The 11,252-nt window shown below is 74.5% G+C and carries 10 protein-coding genes; 5 read left to right on the forward strand and 5 right to left on the reverse strand.

All coding sequences use genetic code 11. The annotated features are described in order from the left end of the window. Positions 1–33: 33 nt before the first annotated feature. Complete coding sequence (locus ACIP37_RS11810) at positions 34–534, forward strand: inorganic diphosphatase (protein ID WP_400806067.1); 501 nt, start codon at positions 34–36, stop codon at positions 532–534. Positions 535–584: 50 nt separating this feature from the next. Here ACIP37_RS11810 and ACIP37_RS11815 read toward each other — a convergent pair whose 3' ends face one another. Further along, on the reverse strand, positions 585–1,844 hold the full coding sequence (locus ACIP37_RS11815; protein WP_400806064.1) for a pyroglutamyl peptidase: 1,260 nt from the start codon (positions 1,842–1,844) through the stop codon (positions 585–587). Positions 1,845–2,051: 207 nt separating this feature from the next. Between ACIP37_RS11815 and ACIP37_RS11820 the strand changes: the two genes are divergently transcribed. Then, positions 2,052–3,146, forward strand: coding sequence for a TerD family protein (locus ACIP37_RS11820; RefSeq protein WP_400806061.1), 1,095 nt, complete (start codon positions 2,052–2,054; stop codon positions 3,144–3,146). A gap of 101 nt (positions 3,147–3,247) precedes the next feature. Here the strand turns inward: ACIP37_RS11820 and ACIP37_RS11825 are convergent, their stop codons facing one another. Continuing rightward, positions 3,248–3,919, reverse strand: a complete 672-nt coding sequence (locus ACIP37_RS11825; RefSeq protein WP_363589099.1) for a TetR/AcrR family transcriptional regulator — start codon at positions 3,917–3,919, stop codon at positions 3,248–3,250. Between the two features lie 135 nt (positions 3,920–4,054). Between ACIP37_RS11825 and ACIP37_RS11830 the strand changes: the two genes are divergently transcribed. Together ACIP37_RS11830 and ACIP37_RS11835 are read left to right on the forward strand one after the other, a co-directional pair. Then, on the forward strand, positions 4,055–5,092 hold the full coding sequence (locus ACIP37_RS11830; protein WP_363589133.1) for an aldo/keto reductase: 1,038 nt from the start codon (positions 4,055–4,057) through the stop codon (positions 5,090–5,092). 50 nt (positions 5,093–5,142) lie between these two features. Next, the gene (locus ACIP37_RS11835) at positions 5,143–5,664 is read left to right on the forward strand and encodes a GNAT family N-acetyltransferase (protein ID WP_400843733.1); all 522 of its coding nucleotides are present in this window, start codon (positions 5,143–5,145) and stop codon (positions 5,662–5,664) included. A 14-nt stretch (positions 5,665–5,678) separates the two neighbouring features. On the opposite strand, the gene ACIP37_RS11840 is transcribed toward ACIP37_RS11835, so the two are convergent. Then, the gene (locus ACIP37_RS11840) at positions 5,679–7,745 is read right to left on the reverse strand and encodes an MDR family MFS transporter (protein WP_363589103.1); all 2,067 of its coding nucleotides are present in this window, start codon (positions 7,743–7,745) and stop codon (positions 5,679–5,681) included. Between the two features lie 229 nt (positions 7,746–7,974). Here ACIP37_RS11840 and ACIP37_RS11845 point away from each other — a divergent pair, with 229 nt between their 5' ends. After that, positions 7,975–9,444: an MFS transporter gene (locus ACIP37_RS11845; protein WP_363589105.1), complete on the forward strand. Its 1,470-nt coding sequence runs from the start codon at positions 7,975–7,977 to the stop codon at positions 9,442–9,444. Between the two features lie 33 nt (positions 9,445–9,477). Here the strand turns inward: ACIP37_RS11845 and ACIP37_RS11850 are convergent, their stop codons facing one another. Then, on the reverse strand, positions 9,478–10,329 hold the full coding sequence (locus ACIP37_RS11850; protein ID WP_400806055.1) for an ABC transporter permease: 852 nt from the start codon (positions 10,327–10,329) through the stop codon (positions 9,478–9,480). Then, positions 10,326–11,237, reverse strand: coding sequence for an ABC transporter ATP-binding protein (locus ACIP37_RS11855; RefSeq protein WP_400806052.1), 912 nt, complete (start codon positions 11,235–11,237; stop codon positions 10,326–10,328). The genes ACIP37_RS11850 and ACIP37_RS11855 overlap by 4 nt, the downstream gene beginning before the upstream one ends. Positions 11,238–11,252 lie beyond the last annotated feature (15 nt).

Below are 11,252 nucleotides of genomic sequence, written 5' to 3' on the forward strand. Positions count from 1 at the left end.
ACAATCTCCCCAGGCGCAGAGGAGGAGGCCGCGGTGGAGTTCGAGGTGTTGATCGAGACCCCGCAGGGGTCGCGGAACAAGTACGTGATGGACTTCGCGGCGGGCCGGATCCGCCTCGACCGCACCCTGTTCACCGCCACCCGCTACCCCGCGGACTACGGCTACGTCGAGGGCACCCTCGGCGGCGACGCGGAGCCGCTGGATGCGCTGGTGCTCGGCGGCGAACCGGCCGTGCCGGGGTGCGTGATCACCTGCCGGGCGGTCGGCATGTGGGTGATGCGGGACGAACGCGGGCCGGACCAGAAGGTGCTGTGCGTCCCCGCCCACGACCCGCGCTACGGAGACCTGCGCGACATCGGCGACCTGCGCGAGTTCGACCTGCTGGAGATCACCCACTTCTTCCAGGTCTACAAGGACCTGGAGCGCGGCAAGTCGGTCGAGGGCTCGCACTGGGCGGACCGGGAGGCCGCGTACGCGCAGATCGCCGAGTCCCGGGAGCGCGCGGCGGGGACGCGCTTCGCCCGGCCGGTGTAGGCGTCCCCGCCGCGCGCCCGGGGCTCAAGAACCGGGCGCGGCACCGGGGCTCAGAACCGGGCGTGGCGCAGGATCTCGCGGACCTGGTCGGCGATGGCGGCCTCGTTCTGCTCGAACTCCGGGGCGGTGAGGCGGTCCTGCTGGGCGGGCAGGCCGGTGAGCACGGGGGTGTGCAGGTGGCCGCCGGGGAGGTCGGGGGCGAGGTCGAGGCGCAGGCGGTTGGAGCGGTAGGCGACCTCGTTGGAGAGGTACCCGCCGCCGCCACCGGCGACGGCGCGGGAGCCGGGGGTGGGGCCGTCCGCGCGGTCGACGGGGTCGACGCCGCCCTCGGGGATCTCGGTGACGGTGGTGTTGAGGCGGACGGGGTAGGGCTGCTGGACGGCCGTCATCGCGTCGGTGGGCAGGGTGGTGCGGATGAACTCCGGGCCGTCGTCCAGGCCCGGGGCGGTGACCGGGTGCTGCCGGGTGCCGCCGGAGAGGGTGCCGGTGTTGTCGGTGGCGGGATCGGCGGAGCGGGCCCGCCCGGCCCAGGCCTCCAGGGTGAACAGGCCCGGGTAGCCCTGGCTGATGCTGGTGATCAGGTCGGCGGCCTGCGGGCCGGGGGTGAGGTGCGGGCCGAAGGCGCGCTCGACGACGCCGTCGTCGAAGTCGCCGTAGCGGACCGGCAGCAGGACGGCCCGGACTTCGGCGGGGCTGCCGTCGGCGAGGGTGATCCGCCGTCCGTGCAGTTGCAGCACGGCCGCGCCGGAGGGGTTGGCGCGGCGCGGCTCGGTGTCGAGGCCGTACGGGTCGAAGCCGCTGACGAAGATCCGCCGGACGCCGGGGGCGGCGGTGAAGCCGTCGTCGAGGCCCCGGGAGGCGTCCTCGAAGCGGGCCCGGAGGTCGGCCGGGTCGACGTCGAACCCGGGCTGCCAGCGGGCCAGTTGGACGGTCATCGCGAGCCTGGTCCAGTACAGCGGGCGGTCGTCGCGGGCGGGGAGTTCGCCGCTGGGCCGCCGGCCCTGGGCCCGGTCCACCCCGGCCTGCCAGAGCGCTCGGCCCCAGGCGCCCGCCACTCGTTCCGCCTGCCGGGTGTTCCGGGCGGCGCACAGGGCGGCGGGGAAGCCCCGGAGCAGGTCGCGCAGGCCGGAGCGCTCGGTGAAGGCGGTCGTCCGCTGGTCCTGGAGCCGGGCCTGTTCGGTGTCCACCGGGGCGGTGCCGACGACCTGGCAGGCTGCCGGGCCGGCCTGGGCGGCGGCCGGGGCGAGCAGGGCGGCGAGGGTGCCGGTGAGGGCGGCGGCCAGGGTGGCGGCGCGACGAAGGCGTGTCATGTCACCTGACAATAGGTCGGGAGCCGGCACCCCGCCAGGGCACCCCGCCCGAGCGCCCCGGCCGGCAAGGCCGCGCCGCGGGCCTGTGGCCTGCTGGAACGTCCCGTCCAGTACTGACGGGAAGTCGGGAACTGGCGCGAGCTCTACAGCGTTGTCGTGGTCGAACAGCGGAAACAGCGGTAATTCGAACGGTTGCGGAGGAGTCCCATGAGTGTGGCCCTGACGAAGGGCGGCAACGTCTCCCTGGGCAAGCAGGCCCCCGGGCTGCGGGTCGTACGGGTCGGCCTCGGCTGGACGGCCGGCGCCGGGTACGACCTGGACGCCAGCGCCCTGCTCTGTGACGCCTCCGGGAAGGTCGTCTCGGACCAGCACTTCGTCTTCTTCAACAACCTGCAGAGCCCGGACGGTTCGGTCCGCCACCAGGGCGGCGCCGGTGGCGGCGACGACCAGGAGCGGATCGACGTCCGGCTCGCGGACGTCCCGGCCGGGGTGGAGAAGATCGTCTTCGCGGTCGCGGTCTACGACGCGGTGCAGCGGCGCCAGAGCTTCGGCCAGGTCCGCGGCGCGTACATCCGGCTCACCGACCCGGAGGGCGGCGCCGAGACGGCCCGCTACGACGTGGCGGCCGAGGCGGGCAGCGAGACGGCGATGGTGTTCGGCGAGCTGTACCGGCACGGTGCGGACTGGAAGTTCCGGGCCGTCGGGCAGGGGTACGCGTCGGGGCTCGCGGGCATCGCCGCCGACTTCGGGGTGGACGTCCTGCAACCGGCGCCCGCCGCCCCCGCGCCCGCCGCGCCCCCGCCGGCTCCGGTCGTGCCCGCCGCGCCGGCCATGGCGCCCGCCGTGCCTGCCGCGCCCGCCGTGCCCGCCGTGCCCGCCGTGGCGCCCGCTGTCCCGATGACCCAGCCAGGACCAGGAAGTTCCCCCGTGACGTGTTTCTTCGACCCCTCGCACGGCCTCGGCTCGACGGCGGTGCTGTGGTCGCCGCAGTGGGGCGTGCCGCGCCAGATCGAGACCTGCGCCGCCTGCGCCCAGCGGGTGCAGACCACCGTGCCGCCGTTCTACACCCCGCAGCAGGGCTACCCGCAGCCGGTCCAGCAGGGCTATCCGCAGCCGGTCCAGGGCCAGCCCGCTCAGGGCCAGCCGGGCCAGGGCGGGCGCCGCTTCGGCACCGGCGCGCTGATCGGCGCGGGCGCGGCCGGCCTGGTCGGCGGCGCGCTGCTCAACGAGGCGTTCAGCGACGACACGCCCGAGGTGGTTGTGAACAACTACTACGAGGGCGACGACGACAGCTTCTTCTAGGCCGCTCCCCGGGTCGCCCCCCGGACCGCCCGCCCTCCCGCCGGCCGCGCAGTTCGTCGAACTGCGCGGCCGGCGGCGTTCCCGGACGTTCTCGGGCGCCGTCAGACGCTCTCCCGCCGGTGCGCCCCCGCCCGGGCGGCCGCCTCGGCGGCGGCCGCGGCGCGGTCGGCGGCGGCCTCGTCGAGCGGCTCGGCGGTGGTGAGCATCCGGTAGTAGAGCGGCGCGGAGACGGCCCGGACCACCTCGAACGCGTCGGTGTCCGGCGGGAGTTCGCCGCGTTCGACGGCCTCGGCGACGCACGGCGCCCACTCCTCGACCCGGCGCAGGTAGAAGTGCCGCAGCGCCTCGGCGGCGTCAGGGTCGCAGGTGGCGGCGACGATCACCGCACGGAACAGCGCTCCCTGCCGGGGGTCGGCCAGCGTGCGCTGGACCAGCCGGGCGTTGGCCCGCAGGTCCTCGGCGAGGGAGCCGCTGCGGGTGCGCGGCAGTGACTGCTCGGCCATGTCCGCGAGCAGGTCGGCGACCAGCGCGCTGGTGGTGCCCCAGCGCCGGTAGACGGTGGTCCGGCCGACCTCGGCCCGCTGGGCGACGTCGCCGAGGTCGAGCCCGCTGAAGCCGCGCTCGACCAGGGCGTCCTCGGCGGCCCGCAGGACGGCGGTGCGGACCCGGGCGGTGCGGCCGCCGGGGCGCCGCGTCCCGGGCGTGGGGGTCTCCGGCGCGTCCGGAGTGTCCGGTGCGTCCGGTGCGTCCGGCGCGGAGGGCTCGGCAGTCATTAACGGGATTCCTGTTCCATTAGGTCGATGGGCCCTGCTAAGGTCGAACCATCCTAACGGAATGGGAGTCCCGTTAAGGGCTCCGAGGGGAGAACTGCCATGGAAAGCAGCACGACAACCAGCACGGCAACCGCCATGGAATACCGCCGACTCGGCTCGTCCGGCCTCAAGGTCCCCGCGCTCAGCCTCGGCACCGGCACCTTCGGCGGCCGTGGACCGCTGTTCGGCGCCTGGGGCACCACCGACGTCCAGGAGGCCCGCCGCCTGCTCGACATCGCCATCGACGCCGGAGTCACCCTCTTCGACACCGCCGACGTCTACTCCGACGGCGCCTCCGAAGAGGTCCTCGGCCAGGCCATCCGCGGCCGCCGCGACCAGGTGCTCGTCTCCACCAAGGCCGGCCTGCCGACCGGCGACGGCCCGCAGGACGCCGGCACCTCCCGGGCCCGCCTCACCAAGGCCGTGGACGACGCGCTGCGCCGCCTCGGCACCGACTACCTCGACCTCTTCCAACTGCACGCCTACGACGCCGGCACCCCGATCGAGGAGGTACTGGCCACCCTCGACGACCTCGTCCGGGCCGGCAAGCTCCGCTACACCGGCGTCTCCAACTTCTCCGGCTGGCAGCTGATGAAGTCCCTCGCCGTCGCCGAGCGCTACGGCCGCCCCCGCTACGCCGCCCACCAGGTTTACTACTCGCTGGTCGGCCGCGACTACGAGTGGGAGCTGATGCCGCTCGCCCAGGAGGAGGGCGTCGGCGCCCTGGTGTGGAGCCCGCTCGGCTGGGGCCGCCTCACCGGCCGGATCCGGCGCGGCCGGCCGCTCCCGGCCGACAGCCGGCTGCACGACACTGCCGACTACGGCCCGCCGGTCGAGGACGAACTGCTGTACCGGGTGGTCGACGCGCTCGACGGGATCGCCGCCGAGACCGGTCGCACCGTCCCGCAGATCGCCATCAACTGGCTGCTGCGCCGCCCGACCGTCTCCTCGGTCATCATCGGCGCCCGCAACGAGGAGCAGCTGCGGCAGAACCTCGGCGCGGTCGGCTGGTCGCTGACCGACGAGCAGGTCGCCCGGCTCGACGCGGCCAGCGCCCGCACCGCGCCGTACCCGTACTTCCCCTACCGCCGGCAGGAGGCCTTCGCCCGCCTCAACCCGCCGCTCGTGGGCTGAACCGGGTAATCCGCTTGCCGTGCCGCCCGGCCTGCGGCAAGGTCCGCACCATGTCCGAACTGCACGAACCCGAACTGCACGAACCCGAACTGCGCCGGCTCGGCTCCGACGACTGGGCGCTCTGGCGCGAGCTGCGCCTGGCCGCGCTGACCGAGGCGCCGTACGCCTTCGGCTCCACCCTGGCGGACTGGCAGGGCGCCGGCGACCACGAGGCCCGCTGGCGCTCCCGCCTGGAGATCCCCGACGCCCTCGACCTGGTCGCGGTGCTGGACGGCCGCCCGGTCGCGATGGCCAGCGGAGTCCCGGCCGACGAGGGCGGGGCGGTCGCCGAGCTGATCTCCCTGTGGGTCGGCCCGGCGGCGCGCGGCCGGGGCGTGGGGGACCGGCTGATCGACGCGATCGCCCGCTGGGCCGCCGAGCAGGGGTTCACCACCCTCAAGCTGGCGGTGAACCCCGACAACGACGCGGCCATCGCCCTCTACCACCGCAACGGGTTCGCCGAGACCGACGAGCCCGGCGACCTGATGGCCGACGGCGTGCGGCGCGAACTGATCCTGGCGAGGAAGCCCTAGGTCCTGGCGGCGGCCTAGGTTCGCGCCGCGTCCTTCGAACGCGCGTGGGCCGGAAGGCCGTTGGCGAGGTCCTCGACCATCAGGCGCCAGGCGATGGCGGTCGCCGCGGTGCGCAGCTGGGGGCTGCGCGGGCGGCCGGCGTCGGCGTCCAGCCGGGCGTTGAGCCAGTCCGACCAGGCCTGGGCGAGGACGCGAACCTCCTGGGAGCCGGTCTCGGTGGGGGAGAGCCGGTCGCCGTCGCGGGTGAGGTAGCCCTCGGCGGCCATCCGGTCGAAGACCGGCTCCAGGACCTCGGGCGGCACCCGCTTGCGGGCGGCGATGAGGTCCAGGGAGGCCTGGCCGACGGCCTTGGTGTGGCCGGCGACCTCCATCAGCGCCCAGGCCCCGGCCAGGTCGACCCGGGTGTCGGCGTCGTCGACGATCGAGCGGACGGTGTCGAGGTCCACGCCGCGCACGAGCTTGCCGACGGCGTACTCCAGGTGCGGGTCGGAGTCGCTGGTGGTCGGCTGGGCGAAGCCCTCGCCCATGTCGGTGGAGCCGGCCCTGGCGGTGTCCCGCAGCTGCACCTGCTTGAGGAAGAGCGCGACCACGAACCCGACCAGGGCGACCGGCACCGTCCACAGGAACACGGTGTGCAGGGCGTCGGAGTAGGCCTGGACGATCGGGGCCGCCTGCGCGGCGGGCAGCCGGTGCAGGCCCTGCGGGCTCTCGGCGGCCCGGGTGAGCAGCGCCGGGTCCGCGCCGGTGAGGCGGGCCGAGGAGGCCACGCCCCGGGCGAGTTCGGTCTTGAGGCTGTTGGCGTAGATGGTGCCGAACACGGCGGTGCCGAAGGAGCTGCCGATGGTGCGGAAGAAGGTCACCCCGGAGGTGGCGGTGCCGAGGTCCGCGTAGTCGACGGTGTTCTGCACGGCGATGGTGAGCACCTGCATGCTCAGCCCGATGCCGACGCCGAGCACGAACATGTAGAGGGAGGCGAGCGTGGTGCCCGTGCCGGGTTCGAGCCGGGAGAGCAGGTAGAGGCCGACGGCCATCACCAGGGTGCCGACGATCGGGAACACCCGGTACCTGCCGGTCTTGCTGACGGCGTTGCCGCTGGCGATCGAGGCGAGCAGCAGCCCGATCACCATCGGCAGCGTCCGCACGCCGGAGACGGTCGCCGAGTCGCCGTCGACGTACTGCAGGAAGGTCGGCAGGAAGGTCAGCGCGCCGAGCATCGCGAAGCCGACGATGAAGCTGAGCACCGAGCAGACCGCGAACACCGGGTTCCGGAACAGCCGCATCGGCAGCATCGGTTCGACGGCCCTGCTCTCCACCCAGCAGAACAGCCCGAGGGCGACGGCGCCGCCGGCGAACAGGGCGATGATCACCCCGGAGCCCCAGGCGTACTCGTTGCCGCCCCAACTGGTCGCCAGGATCAGTGCGCTGGCGCCGATCGCGACCAGTGCGATCCCCAGGTAGTCGATCACCGGGCGCACCGCCGAGCGCACCGAGGGGATGGTCCGGGCGGCCGCGATCACCACCAGGATCGCGATCGGCACGTTGACGTAGAACGCCCAGCGCCAGGACAGGTGGTCGGTGAACAGCCCGCCCAGCAGCGGCCCGATCACCGTCGCCACGCCGAACACCGCGCCGATCGCGCCCTGGTACTTGCCGCGCTCGCGCAGCGGGATGACGTCCGCGATCAGCGCCATGGCCGTCACCATCAGGCCGCCCGCGCCGATGCCCTGGAGCGCCCGCCAGGCGATCAGCAGCGTCATGTTGGTCGCCAGGCCGCAGAAGAACGAGCCGGTGATGAAGACGACCGCCGAGATCTGGAAGAGCAGCTTGCGCCCGTACAGGTCACCGAACTTGCCGGCCAGCACGGTGGCCACCGTCTCGGCCAGCAGGTAGGCCGTCACCACCCACGACATGTGCGCGGCCCCGCCGAGGTCCGCGACGATGGTGGGCAGCGCGGTGCCGACGATGGTCTGGTCGAGCGCGGCCAGCAGCATGCCGAGCACGATGGTGCCGAAGACGACGTTGCGCTGCCGGGCGTCCAGCACCGGCGGGGCGGTCGGCGGGGTTTCGGTGGCGGCGTTCATGTCCTCAGCCTCCGGGGCACCGGGGGAGGCCGCGATCGGGTTCGGCCGTCCGGGTGAGCGGCGGCGCGGGCGGCGCAGCCCGGCTGGCGGCTCCGGGGCCGCGCCGTCCACGATGGCCGTTCGGAGGGGGGCCGCGCACGGCGGGCGGGCAGCCGGACCGGGAAGCCGGACGACGGCCGGCCGCCGGACGCGAAGCCAGACGACCGCCGGACGCCCGGAAGGTGCTCCCATGACGGCCCAACCCCCGTGCAGCACCCCGGAACAGCAGCCCGGCGCCTCCGCCGCGGGCCGGCGGGCCGAGGTACGGCGCTGGCGGGCGCTGACGGTCTGCCTGGTCGCCGGGTTCATGACGCTGCTGGACGTCAGCATCGTCAACGTCGCCCTGCCGACCGTGCGGGCCGGGCTGCACATGTCCGACAGCGGCCTGCAGTGGGTGCTCAGCGGCTACGCGCTCGCCTTCGGCCTGGTGCTGGTCCCGTCCGGGAGGCTCGGCGACGCCCGCAGCCGCCGGGCCGTCTTCCTCACCGGGCTCGCCCTGTTCACCGCGGCCAGCGCGCTGGCCGGGGCGGCGCAGAACCAGGAGTGGCTGGTGCTGGCCCGGCTGTTCCAGGGCGCGGCCGGCGGGGTGCTGGTGCCGCAGGTCTCCGGCTTCATCCAGGTCCTGTTCCAGGGGGCCGAACGCGGCCGGGCCTTCGGCGCGCTCGGCGCCACCATCGGTCTGTCCACCGCCGTCGGCCCGCTGCTGGGCGGCCTGCTGATCCACCTGTTCGGCCCGCAGAACGGCTGGCGCTGGGTGTTCCTGGTCAACCTGCCGATCGGCGTGGCCGCCCTGCCCATCGCCTACCGGCTGCTCCCGCCGCCCCCGCCGGCGGCCTCGCGGGCCGGGCACCGGGACTTCGACCCGGTCGGGGTGCTGCTGCTCGGTGCCGGGACGGTCGCGCTGCTGCTGCCGTTCGTCCAGGCGCAGCAGTGGCACGGCTCGACGCGCTGGCTGCTGCTGCCGCTGGCGGCGGTGCTGCTGGGGGCCTTCGTGGGCTGGGAGCGGTACTACGCGCGGGGCCGGGAGCCGCTGGTGAGCATGGCGCTGTTCGCGGTGCGCCCGTACGCGGCGGGAGTGGCGCTGTCGCTGGTGTACTTCGCCGGGTTCACCGCGATCTTCTTCATCTTCACGCTCTACCTCCAAGCGGGCCTGCACTACTCGGCGCTGACGGCGGGCCTGGCGGTCACGCCGTTCGCGGTGGGCTCGGGCGTGTCCGCGGCGATCGGCGGACGGCTGGTGCACCGGCTCGGCCGCCGGCTGGTGCTGCTCGGCCTGGTGCTGGTGCTGGTCGGCCTGCTGGCCTCGGCCCTGGCGGTGCAGCTGTGGTCGGGGTCGGCGATCGGCTGGGCGACGGTGGCGCCGCTGCTGGTCGCCGGGGTGGGCAGCGGGCTGGTGATCGCCCCGAACCAGACCCTGACCCTCCAGCGGGTGCCGATCGCCCGGGCGGGCAGTGCCGGCGGCGTCCTGCAGACCGCCCAGCGGGTCGGCTCGGCGGTCGGCATCGCCATCGTCGGCTCGGTCTTCTTCGCCCACGCCCAGGGCCCGCACCCGGACTGGGCGCTGGCCTTCCAGCTGGGCGTGACGGTCGCGGCGGGCCTGGTCCTGGCGGCGCTGCTGGTGGCGCTGGCGGATGTGGCGGCGGGCCGCCGCGACGGGTGAGCACCGCTCCCGGCGCCGCCGCCGGACGGCGGGTCAGTGGTCGCGGCGCTGGACGACGGCCACGGCGACCACCACCGAGGCGAGCGCCCAGAGCGCGAACGTGGCCCAGGATCCGGCGACGGTGGCCCGGTGCGCCGAGGGCAGCGAGTGGGTCAGGTCGACCTGGGCCAGCCGGCGCCAGGCCTGGAGCGGCATGGCGTGCAGGAGGTCGGCCGACCAGCGGTAGCGCTCGTTGAAGAACGCCGGCAGGAAGAACAGCACCAGGACGGTGCCCACCACGGCTCCGGCGGTGTGCCGGATCAGCGCGCCGAGGGCGAATCCGGCGAGGGCGCAGACCGGGGCGAACAGGGCGGCGGCCGCGACGAAGCGCAGCGCGGCGGGGTCGGTGACGGAGACGCCGATGTGCGTGTCGGCGAGGACCGCCTGGCAGGCGCCGAAGGAGACGCCCGCGGTGACGGCGCCGTAGCCGAGCATGACCGCGGTCAGTACGCAGGCCTTGGCGGCGATCACGGCCCGGCGGTCCGGGACGGCCACCAGCGTGGTGCGGATCAGCCCGCTCGCGTACTCGCCGACCAGGACGAGCGCGCCGACGCTGCCCGCGACGATCATCACGACGTCGGCGGCGATCATGGTGAAGGAGTCGCCGAGCGCGACCTGCAGCATGGTCGCCGGATCGCCGTCGCCGACGGTGTAGTGGTCGTAGGTGTACCGGGCCGCCTTGAGGTTGGCGGCGATGACGAACAGGGCGCTCAGGCCCAGCACCCAGACGGTCGAACGCAGGGACCAGAACTTGATCCACTCGGCGGCGAGCAGGTCGCCGAAGCGGGCGCGCGGCCGGGGGAGGGGCCGGGGGCGGGACTGGGGGGCGGTGGTCGCGGTGCTCATCGGGGCTCTCCGGCCTGGTAGTCGACGCTGTCGGCGGTCAGTTCCATGAACGCCTCCTCCAGGGAGGCGGCACGGGTGGTCAGGGTGTGCAGCAACAGGCGCTGCTCCAGGGCGAGTTCGCCGATCCGGGTGGCGTCCAGGCCGGTCACGGCGAGCGCGCCGTCCGGGCCGGGGCGGACGGTGGCGCCCGCGGCGGTCAACACGGCCGCCAGCCGGTCGGGTTCGGCCGCCCGGACGGCCACGCTGGTGACGGCGTTGCGGGCGGAGAACTCCGCCAGGCTCTCGTCCGCGATCAGCCGGCCCCGGCCGATCACCACCAGCCGGTCGGCGGTGTGCTCCATCTCGGCCATCATGTGGCTGGAGACGAAGACCGTCCGTCCCTCCTCGGCGAGGCGGCGGAACAGGCCGCGCACCCACAGCACGCCCTCCGGGTCGAGGCCGTTGAGCGGCTCGTCGAACAGCAGCACCGGCGGGTCGCCGAGCAGCGCGCCGGCGATGCCGAGCCGCTGCTTCATGCCCAGCGAGTAGCCGCCGATCCGGCGCCCGGCGGCCTTGGTGAGCCCGACTTCGTGCAGCACCTCCTCGACCCGCGCGGCCGGGATCGCGTTGGCGCGGGCCAGCGCCCGCAGGTGGGCCGCGCCGGTGCGCCCGCCGTGGACGTCGCCCGCGTCGAGCAGGGCGCCGACGTCGCGCAGGCCGCGCGTCCGCGCCCGGAACGGGCGGCCGTCGACGGTGGCGGTGCCGCCGGTCGGGTCGTTGAGGCCGAGGATCAGCCGCAGGGTGGTGGACTTGCCCGCGCCGTTGGGGCCCAGGAAGCCGGTCACATGGCCGGGCCGGACGGTGAAGGTGAGGCGTTCGACGGCGGTGGTTCGGCCGTAGCACTTGGTCAGCTCGGTGACTTCGATCATGGGCTCCACGGTGCC

Origin of the sequence: Kitasatospora sp. NPDC088861, from assembly GCF_044750105.1 — a bacterium.
In the GTDB taxonomy this organism is placed as follows: Bacteria; Actinomycetota; Actinomycetes; order Streptomycetales; family Streptomycetaceae; genus Kitasatospora.

Excerpts from the sequence above, each read along its gene's own strand:
- ACIP37_RS11825 (WP_363589099.1), bottom strand. The coding sequence starts at position 3,919 with ATGACTGCCGAGCCCTCCGCGCCGGACGCACCGGACGCACCGGACACT.
- ACIP37_RS11855 (WP_400806052.1), bottom strand. The coding sequence starts at position 11,237 with ATGATCGAAGTCACCGAGCTGACCAAGTGCTACGGCCGAACCACCGCC.
- ACIP37_RS11815 (WP_400806064.1), bottom strand. The coding sequence starts at position 1,844 with ATGACACGCCTTCGTCGCGCCGCCACCCTGGCCGCCGCCCTCACCGGC.
- ACIP37_RS11835 (WP_400843733.1), top strand. The coding sequence starts at position 5,143 with ATGTCCGAACTGCACGAACCCGAACTGCACGAACCCGAACTGCGCCGG.
- ACIP37_RS11850 (WP_400806055.1), bottom strand. The coding sequence starts at position 10,329 with ATGAGCACCGCGACCACCGCCCCCCAGTCCCGCCCCCGGCCCCTCCCC.
- ACIP37_RS11820 (WP_400806061.1), top strand. The coding sequence starts at position 2,052 with ATGAGTGTGGCCCTGACGAAGGGCGGCAACGTCTCCCTGGGCAAGCAG.
- ACIP37_RS11830 (WP_363589133.1), top strand. The coding sequence starts at position 4,055 with ATGGAATACCGCCGACTCGGCTCGTCCGGCCTCAAGGTCCCCGCGCTC.
- ACIP37_RS11840 (WP_363589103.1), bottom strand. The coding sequence starts at position 7,745 with ATGAACGCCGCCACCGAAACCCCGCCGACCGCCCCGCCGGTGCTGGAC.
- ACIP37_RS11845 (WP_363589105.1), top strand. The coding sequence starts at position 7,975 with ATGACGGCCCAACCCCCGTGCAGCACCCCGGAACAGCAGCCCGGCGCC.